The 20,016-nt window shown below is 68.4% G+C and carries 22 protein-coding genes and 1 tRNA gene; 9 read left to right on the top strand and 14 right to left on the bottom strand.

All coding sequences use genetic code 11. From position 1 onward, the window contains the following. Positions 1 to 72: 72 nt before the first annotated feature. Together ABZ824_RS32500 and ABZ824_RS32495 are read right to left on the bottom strand one after the other, a co-directional pair. Complete coding sequence (locus ABZ824_RS32500; protein WP_355078345.1) at positions 73 to 1,272, bottom strand: branched-chain amino acid ABC transporter substrate-binding protein; 1,200 nt, start codon at positions 1,270 to 1,272, stop codon at positions 73 to 75. Positions 1,273 to 1,500: 228 nt separating this feature from the next. Further along, positions 1,501 to 2,118: an ANTAR domain-containing response regulator gene (locus ABZ824_RS32495; RefSeq protein ID WP_039797267.1), complete on the bottom strand. Its 618-nt coding sequence runs from the start codon at positions 2,116 to 2,118 to the stop codon at positions 1,501 to 1,503. Positions 2,119 to 2,342: 224 nt separating this feature from the next. Here ABZ824_RS32495 and ABZ824_RS32490 point away from each other — a divergent pair. Continuing rightward, a tRNA-Leu gene (locus ABZ824_RS32490) sits at positions 2,343 to 2,429 on the top strand. A gap of 106 nt (positions 2,430 to 2,535) precedes the next feature. Here ABZ824_RS32490 and ABZ824_RS32485 read toward each other — a convergent pair. Continuing rightward, positions 2,536 to 2,937: a MerR family transcriptional regulator gene (locus tag ABZ824_RS32485; RefSeq protein ID WP_355078249.1), complete on the bottom strand. Its 402-nt coding sequence runs from the start codon at positions 2,935 to 2,937 to the stop codon at positions 2,536 to 2,538. A gap of 93 nt (positions 2,938 to 3,030) precedes the next feature. Here ABZ824_RS32485 and ABZ824_RS32480 point away from each other — a divergent pair, with 93 nt between their 5' ends. The 4 genes from ABZ824_RS32480 to ABZ824_RS32465 all read left to right on the top strand — a co-directional run bounded on the left by ABZ824_RS32480 (position 3,031) and on the right by ABZ824_RS32465 (position 5,994). Continuing rightward, positions 3,031 to 3,816, top strand: a complete 786-nt coding sequence (locus ABZ824_RS32480; RefSeq protein ID WP_356967818.1) for an amidohydrolase family protein — start codon at positions 3,031 to 3,033, stop codon at positions 3,814 to 3,816. 224 nt (positions 3,817 to 4,040) lie between these two features. Continuing rightward, the gene (locus ABZ824_RS32475; protein ID WP_356967816.1) at positions 4,041 to 4,553 is read left to right on the top strand and encodes a DUF4188 domain-containing protein; all 513 of its coding nucleotides are present in this window, start codon (positions 4,041 to 4,043) and stop codon (positions 4,551 to 4,553) included. Positions 4,554 to 4,798: 245 nt separating this feature from the next. Continuing rightward, positions 4,799 to 5,419: a low molecular weight phosphatase family protein gene (locus tag ABZ824_RS32470; protein WP_355078252.1), complete on the top strand. Its 621-nt coding sequence runs from the start codon at positions 4,799 to 4,801 to the stop codon at positions 5,417 to 5,419. 152 nt (positions 5,420 to 5,571) lie between these two features. Next, positions 5,572 to 5,994, top strand: coding sequence for a hypothetical protein (locus tag ABZ824_RS32465; RefSeq protein WP_356967814.1), 423 nt, complete (start codon positions 5,572 to 5,574; stop codon positions 5,992 to 5,994). Between the two features lie 9 nt (positions 5,995 to 6,003). Here the strand turns inward: ABZ824_RS32465 and ABZ824_RS32460 are convergent, their stop codons facing one another. From ABZ824_RS32460 to ABZ824_RS32410, 11 genes are all read right to left on the bottom strand, one after another. Continuing rightward, positions 6,004 to 6,816, bottom strand: coding sequence for an acyl-CoA thioesterase II (locus ABZ824_RS32460; protein WP_355078346.1), 813 nt, complete (start codon positions 6,814 to 6,816; stop codon positions 6,004 to 6,006). 92 nt (positions 6,817 to 6,908) lie between these two features. Continuing rightward, positions 6,909 to 8,327, bottom strand: a complete 1,419-nt coding sequence (gene pyk / locus ABZ824_RS32455; protein ID WP_355078254.1) for a pyruvate kinase — start codon at positions 8,325 to 8,327, stop codon at positions 6,909 to 6,911. Positions 8,328 to 8,430: 103 nt separating this feature from the next. After that, positions 8,431 to 9,099 (bottom strand): amino acid ABC transporter permease, encoded by a 669-nt coding sequence (locus ABZ824_RS32450; RefSeq protein ID WP_355078255.1) that lies wholly within the window; start codon positions 9,097 to 9,099, stop codon positions 8,431 to 8,433. A gap of 12 nt (positions 9,100 to 9,111) precedes the next feature. After that, positions 9,112 to 9,837, bottom strand: coding sequence for an amino acid ABC transporter substrate-binding protein (locus ABZ824_RS32445; RefSeq protein WP_356967892.1), 726 nt, complete (start codon positions 9,835 to 9,837; stop codon positions 9,112 to 9,114). Positions 9,838 to 10,043: 206 nt separating this feature from the next. Further along, positions 10,044 to 10,544 carry an NINE protein gene (locus ABZ824_RS32440; RefSeq protein ID WP_356967812.1) on the bottom strand — a complete coding sequence of 167 codons (501 nt, stop codon included), beginning with the start codon at positions 10,542 to 10,544 and terminating at the stop codon, positions 10,044 to 10,046. Between the two features lie 231 nt (positions 10,545 to 10,775). Continuing rightward, entirely contained in the window at positions 10,776 to 11,903 is a 1,128-nt protein-coding gene (lgt, locus tag ABZ824_RS32435) for a prolipoprotein diacylglyceryl transferase (protein WP_356967811.1), read from the bottom strand. 203 nt (positions 11,904 to 12,106) lie between these two features. Continuing rightward, positions 12,107 to 12,907 (bottom strand): tryptophan synthase subunit alpha, encoded by an 801-nt coding sequence (gene trpA / locus ABZ824_RS32430; RefSeq protein WP_356967808.1) that lies wholly within the window; start codon positions 12,905 to 12,907, stop codon positions 12,107 to 12,109. After that, entirely contained in the window at positions 12,904 to 14,169 is a 1,266-nt protein-coding gene (trpB, locus tag ABZ824_RS32425; protein WP_356967806.1) for a tryptophan synthase subunit beta, read from the bottom strand. Before trpB ends, trpA begins: the two co-directional genes overlap by 4 nt. Then, positions 14,166 to 14,984 carry an indole-3-glycerol phosphate synthase TrpC gene (trpC, locus tag ABZ824_RS32420; protein WP_356967804.1) on the bottom strand — a complete coding sequence of 273 codons (819 nt, stop codon included), beginning with the start codon at positions 14,982 to 14,984 and terminating at the stop codon, positions 14,166 to 14,168. The genes trpB and trpC overlap by 4 nt, the downstream gene beginning before the upstream one ends. Positions 14,985 to 15,167: 183 nt before the next feature. Next, complete coding sequence (locus ABZ824_RS32415) at positions 15,168 to 15,983, bottom strand: TIGR02234 family membrane protein (RefSeq protein WP_356967803.1); 816 nt, start codon at positions 15,981 to 15,983, stop codon at positions 15,168 to 15,170. Beyond that, positions 15,980 to 17,539 carry an anthranilate synthase component I gene (locus ABZ824_RS32410; protein ID WP_355078261.1) on the bottom strand — a complete coding sequence of 520 codons (1,560 nt, stop codon included), beginning with the start codon at positions 17,537 to 17,539 and terminating at the stop codon, positions 15,980 to 15,982. Before ABZ824_RS32410 ends, ABZ824_RS32415 begins: the two co-directional genes overlap by 4 nt. A gap of 189 nt (positions 17,540 to 17,728) precedes the next feature. Between ABZ824_RS32410 and ABZ824_RS32405 the strand changes: the two genes are divergently transcribed. From ABZ824_RS32405 to ABZ824_RS32390, 4 genes are all read left to right on the top strand, one after another. Next, positions 17,729 to 18,040 (top strand): hypothetical protein, encoded by a 312-nt coding sequence (locus ABZ824_RS32405; RefSeq protein ID WP_355078262.1) that lies wholly within the window; start codon positions 17,729 to 17,731, stop codon positions 18,038 to 18,040. A 135-nt stretch (positions 18,041 to 18,175) separates the two neighbouring features. Next, entirely contained in the window at positions 18,176 to 18,631 is a 456-nt protein-coding gene (locus ABZ824_RS32400; RefSeq protein ID WP_356967800.1) for a peroxiredoxin, read from the top strand. Positions 18,632 to 18,749: 118 nt separating this feature from the next. After that, complete coding sequence (locus tag ABZ824_RS32395; RefSeq protein WP_356967798.1) at positions 18,750 to 19,304, top strand: permease; 555 nt, start codon at positions 18,750 to 18,752, stop codon at positions 19,302 to 19,304. Positions 19,305 to 19,505: 201 nt separating this feature from the next. Beyond that, positions 19,506 to 19,958: a MarR family transcriptional regulator gene (locus ABZ824_RS32390; protein WP_356967890.1), complete on the top strand. Its 453-nt coding sequence runs from the start codon at positions 19,506 to 19,508 to the stop codon at positions 19,956 to 19,958. Positions 19,959 to 20,016: the final 58 nt, after the last annotated feature.

The following is a 20,016-nucleotide window of genomic DNA, read 5'->3' as shown; positions in this document are numbered from 1 at the left end:
GCCCACCGAACAACGGCACGTACGGGGATTCGTCCGAATCCCCCGTACGTGCCGTGCGCCCGGGATCCGGGGCTACTTGACCTCGTACACCCAGATCAGCGCGTTCGACAGTTCACCGTTCGGGTTCCACTTGTACTGACGCGCGAGGCCGGCACCGTCGTACGTCCGCACATAGTCGAGCAGGTCCGGGCGGGTGACCTTCCCGCCGTCGATGCCCTTGGCCAGGATCGTGGTCAGGTCGTAGGCCTCGACCGAGTAGACGCCCGGCGCCTGACCGTTGAGCGCCTCGTAGTCCTTGGCGAACTTCTCCGGGGCCGGACCGCACGGGCACGACAGCTTCGCGCCCTTGGCCGCGCTGCCCGCCTGGGCGACGAACTGCGGGTCGTTGGTGCCGTCGGCGGAGACGAAGACCGCCTTCACGCCACCGGACTTCAACTGCTGGGCCAGCGGCGCGGCCTCGGAGTAGTAGCCGGAGTAGAAGATGGCGTCCGGATTCGCCGCCGCCACCTTGGTGACCGTCGCGGAGAAGTCCTTGTCGCCCTTCTTGATGCTGGCCGCGCACGCCGGGTCGGCGGCGGCGCCGAGGCCTTCGGTGATGGACTTCGCCAGGCCGGTGCCGTAGTCGGTGTTGTCCTGGATGACGCAGACCTTCTTGTAGCCGGCACTGTTGACCAGGTACTTCGCCACCGAGGGACCCTGAACGTCGTCGTTGGCCAGACCGCGGAAGAAGGTGGTCCAGCCGTTCTGGGTCAGCGTCGCGTTGGTCGCCGACGAAGTGACCGAGACCAGGCCCGCGTCGCTGAGGATCTTGCCGGTCGCCTTCGTCTCACCGGAGAAGGCGGGACCGACCAGGCCGATGATCGAGCGGTCGTTGACGATCTGCGGGATCACCTGGGTGGCCTTCTGCGGGTCGCCCTCGGTGTCGAACTGCTTGAGCTCGATCTTGCAGCCGGGGTTGGCCTTGTTGTGCTTGTCCAGGGCCAGCTTGACGCCGTTGACGATGTTGATGCCGAGCGCGGCGTCGGGGCCGGTCAGCGCGCCCGCCATCGCGATGGCCGTGCCCGGCGCGCAGGTCGCCTTGCCGTCGCCCGCGGGATCGGCCGCCGTGGCCGCGTCGGCCTTCGGCACTTCCTTGCCCTGCTGGTCGACCTGCAGAACCGGCTGGATGGAGAGGCCGCCCGCCCCGCTGGTACCCGAGGAATCCGAACCGCTGCTGGTGGATTTGTCGCTACAACCCGTCAGCACCAGCGCGGCGGCGGCGCCGACGGCCAGAACAGCTCGCGTCGAGCGACTGCGCCATGTCGAACTAAGCACGTTTCACCTCATCTAAGTTCTGTGCTCCCCCGGGATCGCCGAGGAGGCCGACTCACATCAGCCCGGTCAGAACATAGCGTCGGTACGTTAGTTCCGCATCACATTCGGATCATGCGCGCGACATCGTTTCGAATTCTTGTTCACGACTACGTTTCGTTCGCGTAAATTTTCCCGCGAACGGCGCCGTCACTTCGGTGTCAGGTTCTCCAGCACTACCTCGGCGACCGCCTTCATCGTCGTGCGGCGGTCCATTGCGGTGCGCTGAATCCACTTGAACGCCTGCGGCTCCGAAAGGCCCTGCGTCTGCATCAGCACACCCTTGGCACGCTCCACCAGTTTGCGCGTCTCGAGTCGCTCGGCGAGATTCGCGACCTCGCTCTCCAGCGCGGTGATCTCGTGGAAGCGACTGGCGGCCAATTCGATGGCGGGCACCAGATCCGATTTCGTGAACGGCTTCACCAGGTAGGCCATCGCACCCGCGTCACGGGCCCGCTCCACCAGATCGCGCTGGCTGAACGCGGTCAGGATGACCACCGGGGCAACGCGTTTCGACGCGATCTCCGCCGCCGCGTCGATCCCGTCACGGCGCGGCATCTTCACGTCCATGATGACCAGATCGGGCCGGTGCTCGACGGCGAGGTCCACTGCCTGCTGGCCGTCACCCGCCTCGCCGACCACCTGATAGCCCTCTTCGGTCAGCATCTCGACCAGATCCATGCGAATGAGCGCCTCGTCCTCGGCGACGACGACCCGCTTCGCCCCGGCGTCCTTCTTGGTGCCGGCGCCCCCAGCTGCTGTGCTCATAGGTAGACCCCTCTGGTTCCGATGCCCTGTACCCGACCCAACCAAAGGAAAGCCGCGCTCGCACGGGGCGAGCTCCGGCCATCCTTCGGGCTGTCGAGTGATGTAAAGAGTACCTTTCACTTCGGCATAGAACGCATATACCCTGCGCAAACCGCGCCTCCGCGCCGTTCGGGCCAACCCATTTCCGTCCACGCCACCCGACCCGCTATAGTTCCACCCGGTGCGCCGAGTTGGCGGAACTGGCAGACGCGACGGTCTCAAAAACCGTTGTCCGAAAGGACGTGTGGGTTCGAGTCCCACACTCGGCACCAAGGTGGAACGCGATCTCTACAATTGCCACTCCCTGATCCCGTCACGCGGCCCCCGCCGAGCGCAAGCGCGGTGCCACACCACGTGATGCCACGGCCACGCCTCCGCCTAAACGTCCGGCGTCGTCGGCTGCCGCAGCTTCGGCCGTGGTTGCCGTGCTTCGGCGTCTTCGGCGGTTCTGATCACCTCGCGAAGGGTTTCCCGGGCCTGCGCCAGGTCGGTCGCACGGTGATCGAGCCGGACCAGCTGGGTGCGTAGCTTCTCCAGCACCCCGGGGCAAGGGCGCAGGGAGCCCTCGTCCAGAGCGCAGGGCAGCACTTGTCGAACCAAGCGCGTCGACAGGCCCGCGGCCAGTAGGGCCCGGATCTGCCGGACGGTCTGTTCCGCGGTGCGGTCGTAGTCGCGGTAGCCATTGGCCTGCCGCTGCGGTGTGAGCAAACCGGCGTGCTCGTAGTAGCGCAGCTGACGTTCGCTGGCGCCGGTGCGTTCGGCCAATTCTCCGATCAACATGCGACGTCACTCCCGATCTCTTGACCTTGCACCGCGTCAACCTTCAACACTGCACCCGCGGCCCTATTCCTCGAACGCCACGGGAGGCATCCCTTGATCATCGACGCGCACAGCCATGTTCACGACCCGGTGCGGACTCATATCGAACTCATGGACGAAGCGGGAGTGGACCGGGCGGTGCTGTTCGCCACACGTCCGCATCCGGAACGGGCGACCGATCTCGTGTCGCTCCGAAACGAGATGAGCGCTTTGACCGCCGCCCTCGACGGGCGCGGGAAAGACGCCCACAGCTACCGCCTGGCGTGGCAGGAACTCGACGCGGCGCTCGCGGCATATCCCGATCGCTTCATCGGCTTCGGCACGGTGCGGCTCGATCTGCCCGCGTCGGAGATCGCCGAGTACGTGTATCGCGAGGTGGTCGGCCGAGGCCTGCGCGGCATCGGCGAACTGACACCGCAGCCCGACAACGCGGCGCGGATCGAACCGGTTCTGCGAGCCGCCGCCGACCACGGGGGTCTGCCGGTGGTGGTCCATGGATTCGCCCCGACCACGGCCCAGGACTTGAGAACTCTGGCGGACCTCGCACGCCGGCATTCGACCGTTCCATTGATCATCAGCCAGATGGGCGGGCTCAACTGGCTGTCGGCCATCGAATTGGTCCGTGAAATCCCGAACATGTACCTCGAACTGTCCACCGCCAACGTTATATTCGCTGTTCGGCTCGCGATCGACGAGCTTCCCGACCGCACTCTGTTCGGCTCGGACGCCCCCTACGGCGACCCCTTCCTGGCCCGCGCCACGGTGGAACGCGTCACCGCTTCGGGCGAAGTGCGGGAACGTGTCCTCGGCGGAACCATCGCCCGGCTACTGCAACTCTGACGCCGACCGGTCACTGCGATGGCTACCGCCGACACCCGCCGAAGCCGTGATCGACACGCCCCGGCCACTGTCGCAGCCAACCGTGTACCAGCGGATGACGATGGGTACTCGACGGCCGGGGCGATATCGCGGATGGCGAGCATGCGTCCTCATCGAACCGATCCGAGTGTCGAATCGTTGTCCCTGTGGCGGCATTCGACATCCGGCGCCAGCGGAGGTATGCAATGCGAGTGAACAGGACCACCGTGGATCTGTCGGAGTATCCGGATCTGGTGGTCATCTATATCGGCATGCGGGTGCGGCGGCCTCGGGGGATGCTGCGGTTGCTCGGGCTGGGGCCGAAACTCCATCGCTCGCACAAGGATCGTCCAGACGGGTTGCTGCTGCACGAAGATCTCGTGTGGGCGCTGTTCCCGCCGCATTGGGGCGCACGGCAGTACTGGCGTGATCTCGAGAGCCTCGAAGCCTGGACCCGGACGGCGCCACATCGGGACTGGTGGCGGGAGTTCCTGCGCGACTCCGGCGGCACCGGCTTCTGGCACGAGGCGTACTTCGCTCGTGGCGGCATCGATGCCATGTACGACGACATGGACCCCGCGACGGGACTCGCGCGGTTCGCGCCCGTGGTCGCCTCGCGCGGTCAGCGCTTCTCCACTCGCGGTCGAGTCCAGGGCAGACCGGCCGGGGTCGAGCCCGTGGTGAGCGAAAACGTTTACTACGGCAGCGAATCCGAGTAGCCTGCGCGCGCTGTCATATCACGAAGCAATCACAATGCAGCGTTTGAATGCCTGCGCGCCGGGGTACAGCAAGAAGGAGAATCGAACAGCACCACTCCTCGGAGTGACGTACGTCGCAGGCCAGAGGCCGGAAGCGGCGCACTTCGTGTACGGCGCGCTACGAGCAGATGAATATGTTGTTCCCACATGTGGGACTAACGACTCATGCCCTTCTGATAGCCTCTGCGCCGTTTATCGTTATCGGTATGCACGTCTTGTTCGTCTGCAACGGCAACGTTTGCCGTTCGGTGATCGCCGAGCGGCTCACGCGCGCCCTCGCGGTCGAACACGATCTCCCCTACCTCACCGCCGAAAGCGCGGGAACCCGTGCGCTGGTGGGATTTCCCGTCGAGCCACTGGCCGCGCAGACCATCACCGGGCTCGGCGCCGACGCGAGCAACTTCCGGGCACGTCGCCTGAAGCCGGAGCTGGTCGACAAGGCCGACCTGGTGCTCACGATGACCGAGCAGATCCGCGACCAGGTGGTCGACCTGGCCTTCGGCGCCGGAGCGCGCACCTTCACGCTGCTCGAGGCCCATCGCATCGCGCACGTCACCGGCGCGCGCACGGTCGCCGAATTACACCGGGCCCGCAACGATCTGTCGCTGGTCGGCCGGGAGAACATCGCCGACCCGGTCGGGCTGTCCCCCCAGGCGTTCTGCGAGGTCGGCGACCGCATCGCCGAGGCGCTGGTGCCGCTGCTGCTCGCGCTCGCCCCGCACGAGCAGCCGCGCTGGCCGCACGACGAGCGCCGTGGACTGGTGATCCGCCCCGGCGGCGCACCGGCGCCGCTGGCGACATTCCTCGCCGCCCAACGCACCCGGTGACCGCAGGCGAAAACCGCACGCGACAGCGCACGCAGCCGTCGCGTATCGAACCTGTTATCAACGGGCTGTGTTCATTTCCGCATCGGACCCACTAAACTCCCGCCCGACAACACTCTCCGCCGTTGCTGGTTCGACACAGGACAGGAATCGACATGCCGAAACGCATTTCGGATGTTTCGCTCCATGTTTATGTGACACCGGAAACTCTCGAACGCGTCGTCGACACCGTGCGAGAGGTGGTCGATGACCATCTCACCGACCGGGACGTGTTCGCCTGGCGCTTCACCCTGCCGGTCGACGCCGACGACCCGGCCCACGCGGCGCTCGAGAGCCGCTGCCCCGCGAGTCCTTCCGGCGGCATCTCCGACCGCCGCACCTACGAGATCGCGCTCAGTTTGGTCGGCGCACCCGACCAGCTGACCGACGATCATATGGCCGCACTGGAACGCCAACTGCTGCAGCGCATCTCAGGGCTGGCGCGAACCGAGCCGGGATCGGATATCCCGGTCTCGATCCGCGCATCGCAACGCACCGACGTCGATCTCGACATCGATCGCGATCTCGAACTGCTGTAACTCCGGACCTCAGCGCCGCGAGGGGAAGTGGCGGATGAGTCCCTCTTGCACCGTGGTGGCCAGCAGATCGCCGCTGCGGGAGTAGAAGCGGCCGGTCGCCAGGCCACGGGAGCCCGCGGCCACCGGCGACTCGGTGCAGTACAGCGCCCACTCGTCGAAACGGAACGGGCGGTGGAACCAGATCGAATGGTTGACCGTGGCCGCGACGATGCGGTCCAGACCCCACGACAGCCCGTGGGTGGTGATGATCGAGTCCAGCACCGTGGTGTCGGACGAGTAGCCCAGCGTCGCCACATGGATCAGCGGATCGTCGGGCAGCCTGCCGTCCGCGCGCATCCACACCCGGTTGTGGTTGAGCCGCTCCCCCGTGCCCTTCAGGATCCACGCCGGATCGTTGGTGTAGCGCATGTCGATCGGATGCGGCGCCTTGACGAACATCTCCAGCTTGTCCTCCAAGCCTTCGAAGCTCTCCTCGACCCGCGGCAGTGTCTCCGGGTCCGGCACCTCCGGCTGGGCGTGCGCGTGCTCGAGTCCCCTGCCCCAGTCCTGGAACGCGGCGAGCATGACGAACAGCTCCTGGCCGTCCTGGCTGGCGGTGACCGTGCGGTTGGCGAACGCCCGGCCGTCGCGATGACGGTCCACCCGGTACTCGATCGGCTTCTTCACATCGCCGCCGCGCACGAAGTGCGCGTTGACCGCGTGCACCGGCCGGTCGCCGACCGTGCGGCCCGCGGCGATGATCGCCTGCGAGACGAGCTGACCGCCGAAGGTACGGCTCCACACCTTCTCCGGGTGCTGGCCGACGAACACGTCCTCGTCCATCTGCTCGAGATCGAGCAGGGCAAGCAGCACATCCAGGTCGGAACGCTGCGTGCCGTCCGCGACGTCGACGGGGCTGCTCAGGGAAGCACTCACTAATGGTCCTCCTCACCGATTCGGTGAACGTGGATCAGGTTGGTGGAACCGACGGTACCGGGCGGCGACCCGGCGACGATGACCACCAGGTCACCCTTCTGGTATCGGTCCATCGACAAAAGTGCTACATCCACCTGGTGGATCATCGCGTCGGTGCTGCTCACGGTCGGCACGATGAAGGTCTCGGTGCCCCAGGTAAGCGCCAGCTGGCTGCGGACCTCCGGCAGCGGCGTGAACGCCAGCAGCGGCAGCGGGGTGTGCAGGCGGGCCAGGCGGCGCACCGTGTCGCCCGACTGGGTGAACGCGACCAGCGCCTTGGCGTTGAGCCGCTCGCCGATGTCGCGGGCGGCGTAAGAGATCACGCCGCGCTTGGTGCGCGGCACGTGGGTCAACGGCGGCACCCGGGTCGACTCGGTCTCCACCGCGTGCACGATGCGCGCCATCGTGCGCACCGTCTCGATCGGGTACTTGCCCACCGAGGTCTCGCCCGACAGCATCACCGCGTCGGCACCGTCGAGCACCGCGTTCGCGACGTCGGAGGCCTCGGCGCGGGTGGGGCGGGAGTTCTCGATCATCGATTCCAGCATCTGCGTGGCGACGATGACCGGCTTGGCGTTCTCGCGGGCCATCTGGATGGCGCGCTTCTGCACGATCGGAACCTGCTCCAGGGGCAGCTCGACACCGAGATCGCCGCGCGCGACCATGACCGCGTCGAAGGCCAGGACGACGGCCTCCAGGTTGTCGATCGCCTCCGGCTTCTCCAGCTTGCCGATCACCGGCACCCGGCGGCCCACCCGGTCCATCACGTCGTGCACGAGCTCGACATCGGACGGGGACCGCACGAACGACAGCGCGATGAAGTCCACGCCGAGCTTCAGCGCGAATTCCAAGTCCTCGATGTCCTTCTCCGAGAGCGCGGGGACCGACACGTCCATGCCCGGCAGCGAGACGCCCTTGTTGTTGGAGACCGGCCCACCCTCGGTGACCCGGCAGACCACGTCGTTGCCATCGACGCGGGTGACGATGAGGCCGACCTTGCCGTCGTCGACCAGCAGGCGATCGCCGGGCTTGGCGTCCTGCGCGAGTTCCTTGTAGGTGGTGGACACGCGGTCGTGGGTCCCGTCGATGTCGTCGACGGTGATGCGGACCTCTTCACCCGTCGCCCAGACGGTCTTGCCTTCCAGGAAGCGGCCGAGGCGGATCTTGGGACCCTGCAGGTCGGCGAGAATGCCGACCGCCCGGCCGAGGTGGTCGGAGGCCTGACGCACCTTCTTGTAGTTCTCGGCATGGTCCGCGTGCTCGCCATGGCTGAAGTTCAGCCGAGCCACGTCCATGCCGCTCTCGACGAGTTCGCGGATACGGTCCTCGGTGGCAGTGGCCGGTCCGAGCGTGCACACAATCTTCGTCCGTCGCATCACGGGTAGAGCCTAGTCCCGCTCGGTGGGCAGGTCCCGCCGTGGCCATGGTGAATCCTTGGTGAAAAAAATGAACGACAGCTCCATAGCAGGTACAAACGGATATTCAGCGAGCGACATGACGGGCCAACCTCGTTTCCAGCCGGGTCTGCCCGAACCCGAGGATCAGGCAGATCACCCAGTAGTACAGCGCCGCGACTCCGTAGAGCGCGAAGAAGTCGAAAGTGGGGGCGGCGGCGAGCTGGGCGACGCGCAGCAGTTCGGTCACCAGGATGGTGGAGGCCAGTGAGGTGTCCTTCACCAAGGAGATCAAGGTGTTCGACAGCGGCGGCACGGCGATGCGCGCGGCCTGCGGCAGGATGACCAGCCGCAGCATCATCGGGTACGACATGCCGAGCGCCTGCGCCGCCTCCCATTGCCCCGTGGCGACGCTCAGGATGGCGGCGCGCACCACCTCGGCCGCGTACCCGCCGACATTGAGGCTGAACGCGATCACCGCGGCGGGAAAGGGGTCGATCACGATGTCGAACTGCGGCAGCGCGTAGAACACGATGAACAGCTGCACCAGCAGCGGTGTGCCGCGAATGAGGGAGATGTAGAAGCGGGCCGCCGCCGACAACGGCCGCACCGGCGACATCCTGGCCAGCGCGACGAACAACGCGAGCGCAAGGCCGATGGCGAAGCTGATGGCGGTGAGCGGAAGGGTCTTGGTGACGGTGGCCTGCAGCATCGGCCACAGGTTGTGCCAGATGAGGTCCCGGGTGGCGGCGTCCATGAACGATGTCGGCTACTGGCTGACGTCTGTCCCGAAATACTTCTCGGAGATCTTCGCCAAGGTGCCGTCGGCGCGCAGCTGGTTCAGCGCGTTGTCCACGTCGGTGATCAGCGCGTCGCCCTTGCGCGCGGCGAACGCCTGCTTGCTCACCGATCCGGTCCGGCCCGCGATCTTCACGCTGGTGTCGCCGGTCTTCTTGGTGTATTCGGCGACGGCGAGATTGTCGTTGACGGTGGCGTCCACGCGGCCGTTCTTCAGCAGCTGGATGGCCTGCACGAAACCCTCGACGGCCTCGACCTTCGCACCCGCGTCGGTGGCGACCTTGCTCCAGTTGCTGGTGGCCGACTGCGCGCAGGTCTTCCCGTTGAGATCGGCGAGACCGGTGACGGCGTTGTTGTCGGCGCGGGTGACGATCACGCCCGCCGATGTGGTGTAGGGCGCCGACAGCGCGTACTTGACCGTGCGCTCGTCGTTCACGGTCACCTGGTTGGCTACCAGGTCGAAGCGCTTGGATTCCAGGCCCGCGAAGATGGCGTCCCACGGAGTCTGTACGAACTCGACCTTCTTGCCGAGCTTGGCACCGACCGCCTGGATCACCTCGACGTCGTAGCCGGTGAGCTTGCCGTCGGAGCCCTGGAAACTGAACGGGGAGTAGGTGCCCTCGGTGCCGACCTTCAGCACATTCGGGTCGCTGTCACCGCACGCGCTCAGTCCGGTGGCGGCGACGATGGCGAGCATGACGGCGGCGAACAGCTTGCGACGCACGGAATCCCTCTCTTCGGTGCGTGGAGCTCCACACACGGCACGCGAGTCCGGTCATGTTACGCCAGGATTTTCGCCGGCGACAGTATCGCGATCACGATGCGCGGAACGGTTGTGCTCGGCGCACGACACCGCGGAGGCGGGCTCCCCGGGCCCGCCTCCGTGGTCTGCCGATGCCACGATCAGTCGCGCAGCGGGCGACCGTCGCTGTCCGGTACCTTGCCGGTGAGCATCAGGATTCCGTCGACGACGCCCCAGATCCAGCCGACGGTGAAGCAGGTGAGGACGCTCACCACCAGCTGGGCGATGCCGAGGCCGGTGTACCCCAGGTAGAAGCGGCCGACACCGAAACTGCCGAGGAAGATCTGCAGCAGGCCCGCGACCAGTTTCTGCTTGTCCGACAGCGGAACACCGAACGGGTCGCGGCCCCAGGGCGCCTCCGGGTCGTTCGGGTTGTAGCCCTGCGGGCCGACCGGGTACGGCGCGGCCGGGTAGCCACCGGGCTGCTGGCCGTAGGCTCCGACGGGCTGGCCGTACTGGGGCTGCTGGCCGTAAGGGTCCGGCGGCGGGCTGTACTGCGGCTGGCTCTGTTCCTCCAGCGGCTTGGTCAGGTCAGGGCCGGTGCCCGGCGGGCCGTACTGCGGGCTCCCGGCGCCCGGATTCTGCTGGTAAGGGTCGGTCACTCATGTCCTCCTCATTAGTGCGGGCACCCTCTTGTCGGCCCCCGGCCTCACTGGATCGCCGAACCGCGGCTCGTCACGATCACGAGTCATTGTCACCGGGAACGACCGGGTTGTCGCCCCCGGAGCGTTCGGCGCTACCAGTGGTTATCGCGGCGGATCGCCCGATCGTTGCCGCAGAGGAGAGTCGAGGCCGCCCGCGACGGATCGGACCGTCGCGGCGACCGGCGGCGATCAGCCCTTGTCCGACGCGGCCGTGCCGGAATTCGTTTTCGCCGAACCGTTTTCGGAGCCATCGGGATGTCCGCCCAGCTCGGCAGCGGACGTCCCGGTCTCGGCTGCGTCGGCGGCGGACCCGGCCTTCTCGAATTCGCCGGTACCCGAGGACTTCTCGGTCGGCGCCGCTGCGGCGGCGGCACGCAGCGCGCGGAGCTGCCACGGCCACGGCCGGGGGCTCGTGCCGGGTTGCAACTGCTCGGGCGTCTCGCGTCCCTTGGTGGCGAACACGAAGTAGGCGATCGCGGCCAGGAACACGAGGGCGGAGGTGAACGAGTTGATCCGGATGCCCGCGATCTTCGTCGCCTCGTCGGCGCGCATCAGTTCGACGAAGAACCGTCCGAAGCAGTAGCCGGCGACGTACAGCGCGAACAGCCGTCCGTGACCGATCCGGAAACGCCGGTCCACGTACACCAGCAGCACGACGACCAGCAGGTTCCACAGCAGCTCGTACAGGAAGGTGGGGTGCACGATCTTTTCGACCACGCCGGTGGAGGCGCCGTTCATCATGTCGAGCTGACCGTCGTCGCCCACCCGCCGGTAGATCTCCAGGCCCCACGGCAGGTCGGTCTCGCGCCCGTAGAGCTCTTGGTTGAAGTAGTTGCCGAGCCTGCCGATGGCCTGCGCCAGCAGGATCGGCGGCGCGACCGCGTCACCCAGAGCGGGCAACGGGATCTTGTAAACCCGGCAGCCGATCCACGCTCCGATGCCGCCCAGCAGCACCGCACCCCAGATGCCGAGCCCGCCTTGGTAGATCTTCAGCGCGTCGACCGGGTGGCCGCCCGCGCCGAAGTATTTCTGCCAGTCGGTGGCCACGTGGTAGAGCCTGCCGCCGACCAGGCCGAACGGCACCGCGAACATCGCGACGTCCAGGATCGCGCCGGGCTGGCCGCCGCGAGCGCGCCAGCGCCGTTCGCCCCACCAGATCGCGACGATGATGCCGAGGATGATGCACAGGGCATACGCCCGCAGCGGGAACGGACCGAGCTGCCAGACGCCGCGCGCGGGGCTGGGGAGGTAGGCCAGCACGGCGCCGCTGACGCCGCCGTCGGCCAGGACACTGTCTGCGAGGACTCGTAACGTCACGGGGCCACCGTAGCGGAGATGCTCGACCGGCCCGCCACCACCGCACCGCCCTCGCCGCGTCGGGGTTCGCCGAAGACGCCCAGAGCACGCCCGTGCCGAGCCCGGATCATGACGATTCGGCGGCTACCGGGTCCGAAGTCCGGAAGTCGGAGCCCGTCGGACGGGCTTCGAAACCGTGCGCTGCGCTGGACTCCGACCGGTTGCTAGGACGCGACGGTCGCCGACCGCACGCCTTCGGCCAGCTCCGCGGTGAGTGCTCGCACCGCGTCCAGCCCTTGGCCCGCCGCGCTCACCAGCGCCGAGCCGACGATGACGCCGTCGGAGTAGGACGCGATCTCGGCGGCCTGCTCGCCCGAGCGGACGCCGAGGCCGACGCCGATCGGGATGTCGGAGTGGGCCCGGATCCGCGCGCACAGGGCGGGTGCGGCCGAGGACACCACGTCCCGCGCGCCGGTCACGCCCATGGTCGAGGCCGCGTAGACGAAGCCGCGACTGGCCTCCAGCGTCTTCACCAGGCGTTCCTCGGTGGACGACGGCGCGACCAGGAAGATGCGGTCCAAGTTGTGCGTGGACGAGGCGATGAACCAGTCGTCGGCCTCTTCCGGAATCAGGTTCGGGGTGATGATGCCCGCGCCGCCCGCGGCGGCCAGATCCCGCGCGAAGCGATCCACGCCGTACTGGAGCACGGGATTCCAGTAGCTCATCACGACGGCCTTGCCCCCGGCTTCGGTGATCGCCTCGACCACCGCGAACACGTCGCGTACCCGCACACCGCCGCGCAGCGCCTGTTCGGCGGCGGCCTGGATGGTCGGGCCGTCCATCACGGGATCGGAGTAGGCGACGCCGACCTCGACGATGTCGCATCCGGCTTCGACCATCGCGCGCACGACCTCGATCGAACCGGCCAGGTCGGGGTAGCCCGCGGGCAGGTAACCGATCAGTGCCGCGCGGCCCTCGGCTCGGCAGGCGGCGAAGGTGTTCGCCAAGCGGGACTGCTGGCTCACCGGCCCTCCTCCTTCGGCTCGTCGAACAGCCCGAACCACCGCGCTGCCGTGTCCATGTCCTTGTCGCCCCGGCCGGAGAGGTTTACCAGGATGATCGCGCCCTCGCCGAGTTCCTTGCCCAGTTGCAGGGCGCCTGCCACCGCGTGCGCCGACTCGATCGCGGGGATGATGCCCTCCTTGCGACTGAGCAGAAGCAGGGCGTCCATCGCCTCGGTGTCGGTGATCGGCCGGTATTCGGCGCGGCCGACGTCCTTGAGGTAGGCGTGCTCGGGTCCGACGCCCGGATAGTCCAGGCCCGCCGAGATCGAATGCGACTCGATGGTCTGGCCGTCCTCGTCCTGCAGCAGGTACGAGTAGGCGCCCTGGAACGCTCCCGGCGTCCCGCCGGTGAACGTGGCCGCGTGCCTGCCGGTGTCGACGCCGTCACCGGCCGCTTCGTAACCGATCAGCCGGACGTCGGGGTCGTCGAGGAACGCGTGGAAGATGCCGATGGCGTTGGATCCGCCGCCGACGCAGGCGACGACCGCGTCGGGCAACCGGCCGGTGGTGGCTTGCACCTGGGCGCGGGCCTCCAGGCCGATGATGCGCTGGAAATCGCGCACCAGCATCGGGAACGGGTGCGGGCCCGCGGCGGTGCCGAAGCAGTAGTAGGTGTCGTCGGCGTTGGTCACCCAGTCGCGCAGCGCCTCGTTGATGGCGTCCTTGAGCGTCTGCGAACCGGAGGTCACCGAGATCACCTCGGCGCCGAGCAGGCGCATCCTGGCCACGTTGAGCGCCTGGCGCGCGGTGTCGACCGCGCCCATGTAGACGACGCAGTCCAGGCCCAGCAGCGCGCAGGCGGTCGCCGTGGCGACGCCGTGCTGGCCCGCGCCGGTCTCCGCGATCACCCTGGTCTTGCCCATCCGCTTGGCGAGCAGCGCCTGGCCGAGCACATTGTTGATCTTGTGCGAGCCGGTGTGGTTGAGGTCTTCGCGCTTGAGCAGGATGCGGGCGCCGCCCGCCTGCTCGGACAGCCGCTTGCACTCGAACACCGGCGACGGGCGGCCGGTGTAGTCGCGCTGCAGCCGATCGAGTTCGTTGAGGAAGGAGTCGTCGAGCCGGGACTTCTCGTACTCGGCGGTGACCTCCTCGATGACGGCCATCAGCGCTTCCGGCACGTGCCTGCCGCCGTAGACGCCGAAGTGCCCGCCCACGTCGGGCTCGTGGCCGCTGCGCTGGGCGACGCCGTCGCTGGCCTGAGGTACCGCCGCCACGCCGGTCACCGACCCCGCCGTGCCGGCTTCGGGCAGGACGGGTGGGTGCCCGCGGTCACCAGCTCGGAGACCGCCGCGCGGGGGTCGCCACTGGTCACCAGCCCCTCGCCGACGAGCACGGCGTCCGCGCCCGCGCCCGCGTAGGCCAGCAGGTCGGCGGTGCCGCGGATGCCGGACTCGGCGATCCGGATGACCTCGGTGGGCAATCCGGGCGCGATCCGCGCGAACACGTCGCGGTCGACCTCGAGTGTCTTGAGGTTGCGGGCGTTGACGCCGATCACCGACGCGCCCGCCTCCAGCGCGCGGTCGGCCTCCTCCTCGGTGTGCACCTCGACCAGCGCGGTCATGCCCAGCGACTCGGTGCGGTCGATCAGGGAGGACAGCACGTCCTGTTCCAGCGCCGCGACGATCAGCAGGATGACGTCCGCGCCGTGCGCGCGCGCCTCGTGGATCTGGTACGGGCCGACGACGAAGTCCTTGCGCAGGATCGGGATGCTCACCGTGGCGCGGACCGCGTCCAGGTCGTCCAGCGACCCGTTGAAGCGGCGGCCCTCGGTGAGCACGCTGATGATCCGCGCGCCACCGTCCTCGTAGGCCTTGGCCAGACTCGCCGGGTCCGGGATGTCCGCCAGCTCGCCCTTGGACGGACTTGCTCGCTTGACCTCGGCGATCACGCCGATGCCGTCCTCGAGCAGCGCCGCGCGGGCGTCCAGCGGCGCGGAAGCCGCCGCGGCGGCCGCCTTGACCGCCTGGAAGTCCAGCAGGGCTTCCCGAGCGGCCACATCCGCGCGGACCCCGTCGAGAATCGAGTCGAGTACCGTCATCTGGCTCGAATCCTTTCTGGGGAGACGGACTTGCTACCTGAGAATCCCCCCAGGCGCTGTCTCACCGATGCTGTCAAAGAATAAATGGACCTACCGGGCGCGTTCGCGCCGGGGCTGGGGTTGAACCATGCGGAAGGGCTCCGCGCAAGGTGGCACCCGCCACACCCGCCGCGCGGAGACAGCTCAGCGGCCACGTCGGCCCGCCTCGCCCGGGTCGGAATCTTCTGGGGACGCCTGCCCGGCCTGCGGTTCGTCGGTCGGGTCGGTGCCCGCGTCCAGCGCGTCCCACAGCACGCGCTCGGACAGCTGAGGTGCCGACCGGTCGTCCGGAGACTGCGCGCGCCGCTGCGTGACCTCCGCCGTGGCGGCGGCGCGCCGGAAGACCGGGTTGTCGTACTTGCCGGACAGCCGCGCCGTCTCGGCGGGCATGCGGGCCAGCAGGGCGCCCGCGCCGAACGCGGCGATCGCGCCGAGCAGCGCGAGCACGGCGGGGAACGCCGAGGTGGTCGCCGTCTCGACCTGCGCGCGCGCCGGGAGCTCCGCGAGCTTCGCGGCCCGCTCGGCGGTCTTGCCGGAATCGGTCAGCAACGCGAACGCGGGTACCGCGGCCACCGCGGCGACCAACGCGATCAGCACGCCGACCACGCGACGCAACCAGCCCTTGGTGGCCAGCACGGCCGCGATCGAGGCGAGCAGGACCAGCGCCAGCGGTGTCAGCGCGCCGAACCACACGCCGCCGTTCAGATGATCGGTGCGGGGCTGGGTCAGACCGTCCGACGAGGTGACCGTCACCCAGGTCATCCGGGACGACGCCCACAGCGCGGCGGCGGCGAGGGCGAGCAACGCCACTGGAGCGACGGGGTAGTTGCGGCGCGAACGGCCTTCCGCGCTCGCCGATCCGGCCGAGCCGTCGGCCGCTGGAACGGCTTGTGGCCCCGCCGTGTCCGGGGTCGGTTCTCGCGCTCGGTCCGGTTCGTCTCCGGGATGGGCAGCCGTCATCGCGTGCCGCCGTCCGCCGCGCCGGGTTCCGTGCCGTAGGCCCGCACCGTTCCGGCCGCCGCGATCGCCTTGAGCACCGCCATCGCCTTGTTGCGGGACTCCACGTCCTCGTACTCCGGGTCCGAGTCCGCGACGATGCCCGCGCCCGCCTGCACGTAGGCCGTGCCGTCCTTCAGCAGCGCGGTGCGGATGGCGATGGCGGTGTCGGCGTCACCGGCGAAGTCCAGGTACCCGACGACGCCGCCGTAGACGCCGCGCCGGGTCGGCTCGAGTTCCTCGATCAGTTCCATCGCGCGCACCTTGGGAGCGCCGGACAGGGTGCCCGCCGGGAAGCACGCCCGCACCGCGTCCAGCGCGATCCGTCCGGGCGCCAACCGGCCCGACACCGTCGACACGAGGTGCATGACATGGCTGTAGCGCTCGATGTGCCGGTACTCGGTGACCCGCACGGTGCCCGGCTCGCACACCCGGCCCAGGTCGTTGCGGCCGAGGTCGACGAGCATGAGGTGCTCGGCGTTCTCCTTCTCGTCGGCGAGCAGGCCCTTCTCCAGCAGCAGGTCCTCCTCCTCGGTGCCGCCGCGCCAGCGGGTGCCCGCGATCGGATGTGTCGTCGCCACACCGTCTTTCACGGTCACCAGCGATTCCGGACTGGAGCCGACGATGGAGAACGCGGTGCCGCCAGCGCCGTCCGGGATGTGCAGCAGGTACATGTAGGGGCTCGGATTCGACGCGCGCAGCATCCGGTACAGATCGATCGGCGCACCGTCGTAATCCATCTCGAAACGCTGGGACAGCACCACCTGGAACGCTTCGCCCGCCTCGATCTCCTTGACCAGGCGGCGCACGCCCGCGCCGAACTCCTCGGTGGTGCGCTTGCGCCGGTATCGCGGCTCGGGCCGGTCGAACACCGACACGGTCGAGTCGGCGGGCGCGCCGAGCGCGGCGGTCATCCGGTCCAGGCGGGCCACCGCGTCGTCGTAGGCCTCGTCGACGCGCTCGGCGGTGCCGTTCCAGTTCACCGCGTTGGCGATCAGCGTGATCGCGCCCTCGTGGTGGTCGAACGCGGCCAGGTCGGTGGCGAGCAGCAGCACCATCTCCGGCAGTCGCAGATCGTCCAGCGCCAGGGCGGGCAGCCGCTCGATCCGGCGCACCGCGTCGTAGCCGAGGTAGCCGACCATGCCGCCGGTCAGCGGCGGCAGCCCGGGCAGCCGCTCGGTGCGCAGCAGCTCCAGCGTCTCGCGCAACGCGACCAGCGGATCGCCGCCGGAGGGCGCGTCGGCCGGGACATTGCCCAGCCAGGCCGCCTCGCCGTCCACGACGGTCAGCGCCGAGGGGCTGCCCGCGCCGATGAACGACCAGCGCGACCACGACCGGCCGTTCTCCGCGGACTCGAACAGGAAGGTGCCCGCCCGGTCGGCCGCGAGTTTGCGGTAGGCCGACAGCGGAGTCTCCGAGTCCGCCAGTACCTTTCGGGTGACCGGGACCACCCGGTGCTCCGCGGCCAGCTGATGGAACTGCTCGCGGGTCGTGGTGGTGGGAGTGGACGCGCCTGCCATGTACTCATCATCCCAGGCCGGACCGACCGGCGATTGAGCGGTGCCGCCGACGCGGCGACCCGGCGCGACAAACCCGACAAATCAGGTCGACCGTCCGGTTCCCACACGGTCGCCGAAGGTGTGGCGAGGCTCACTACACTCGCGGCGTTCCACGTCGCATGCGGTATCCATCTCGAGAGGAGACAACTGATGTACCCCTCGCAATCGGTAGCGCCCGAGGGTTCTCGGCACATCCCGAACCACAGCGTCCCGCGCCCGCACGCCCCGCGCACCGGGGGCACGAGTCATCCGGCCTACCAGCAAAGCGCCCCGGCCAACGCGCTCGCGTCCTTCGTCACCTACGTCAAAGCACTGGAGTCCCTCGACAAGAACCGCTTCCCCGACGAATACGCCGTCCACAGCGACCGCATCAAAGAGCTGAGGCCGTTCCTGCGGGCCCACGGCATCCTCGATGTGATGGCGATCAAGAACCCTGAGGTGGCGGCGCTCATCGGCGCGTAGCCGCCCCGCCCCTCGGCTCGTGCCCGATGACCGGCGCCGCGATCGGATCGCGGACAGCGCACGGCGGGCACGAGCACCAGGTCCGGGGCGCACGAAATACCCGATTCGACCGACCGCGCGGTAGTGTTCCCGGGTATGCAGCAAGGACAGCTCGCCCCTGATTTCGAGCTTCCCGATCAATCCGGCACTCGCCGCTCGCTCGACGCGCTGCTGGCGGACGGCCCTCTGGTCCTCTTCTTCTATCCCGCGGCGAACACGCCCGTCTGCACGGCCGAGGCCTGTCACTTCCGCGACCTCTCCGCCGAATTCGCCGCACTCGGCGCCACCTGTGTCGGCATCAGCGCCGACAACGTGGACACCCAGGCCGGGTTCGCCGAGAAACAGCGCCTCGGCTACCCGTTGCTCTCCGACGCCGACGGCGCCGTCGCCGCGAAGTTCGGCGTGAAGCGCGGGCTGCTCGGCAAACTCGCACCGGTGAAGCGGCAAACGTTCGTCATCGACACCGACCGCACCATCCGCAAGATCATCACCGGCGAGCTGCGCGCCGCTGTCCACGCCGACGAAGCGCTGAACTACCTGCGCAACCGGTAGACGAGCGCTGTCGGGCAGTCCGTGTCAGCCCTTCGCATGGCCGCAGCGAAGGCCGGAGGTACGTAAAGAGCGCGCGCCGTGACCGCTTCCCGATGACGGCGCGGCCTAGGCTGGACGCATGACTTCGACCGACGTGCAGCCGGGCGAGCGCAAACCCGCGGCAGCCGTCTGGCGCACGCGGATCATCGTCGGCGCGGCGATTCTCGCGGTGCTGGTCGTCTCGTACTTCGTCCTGTCCGCGTTCGTCCCGCGCTGGTGGGCGCAGCGGGTCGGGTCGATGGTGCACGGAAGCTTCGCCAAGGGCATCGGCTGGGGGCTGTTCTACGGCGGATTCTGCACCGTCGTCACGCTTTTCCTGCTGCTGTTCGCCGTGCTGGTGTGGCGGCGTAAGGCAGGCAGATTCCTGGCCGGAGCGGCCGCGGTGGTCGCGATCCTGTGCGCCATCCCCAACCTGATGACGCTGACCATCGTGCTGGGCAACAGCAGTGCCGCCCACGCGGGTCAGCGGATCTTGGATGTCGACGCGCCCGCCTTCCGTGGCGCCGCGCTCACCGGCGCCGTCATCGCGACGCTGTTGTTCCTCGTCGCCGTGGCGCTGTTGCTGCTGCGCAGGTGGCGGCGCACCCACCCGGCGAAACCGAAGGCCGAGGACACGCCGCCGCGCCACGTGTGAGTGAACTCACGTCATGCGGCATCTTTATGACGGTCGAGCGAAGTCGTGGCAAACTCAATGTCGCGGGTGACTGTGCACAAGATTTTCGACAATCACTAGGACAACGAACAAAACCACGTCACTTGGCTTGAAAGAAGGCACACAGTGACGAAGTGGCTCGACCCGGTCGAACAACGCGCGTGGCGTGCGATCGTGGCGCTGATGACGCGGCTGCCAGGAGCCTTGGACACCCAGCTGCAGCGCGAGTCCGGCGTGACGCATTTCGAGTACTGGGTGCTGACGCTGTTGTCGGAGGAACCGGGCCATCGCCTGCAGATGAGTGAGCTTGCCCACAAGGCAAATGCATCGCTATCGCGATTGTCGCATGTGGTGTCCAAATTGGAGCGCATGGGCTGGGCACAGCGTTCGGCGACGGCGGGGCGGCGCGGCGTGCACGCCGTACTCACCGACGACGGGTACCTGAAGGTCGTCGAGGCCGCACCCGGATATCTGGAAGCCGTGCGGCACTTGGTCTTCGACGGCTTGGACGAGGCGCAGAAGGCGCAGGTCGCCGAACTCGGCGAACTGCTGGCCGAGCGGCTGGCCGACGCACTCGACCGGCTCGGCGAACTCACGCCCGCGAGCCGGGACGACCAGCAACCGAACGGCTCCTGAACGTACCTCCGCCTTCCCTGCGGCCATGCGCGGGCTGAGGACGAACGACGTCCGACAG

It is taken from the genome of Nocardia sp. NPDC047038 (assembly GCF_040644075.1).
Classification (GTDB): Bacteria; Actinomycetota; Actinomycetes; order Mycobacteriales; family Mycobacteriaceae; genus Nocardia; species Nocardia sichangensis.
Note: the sequence above shows the minus strand (reverse complement) of the source record. Positions and strands in the feature narration are given on the sequence as shown.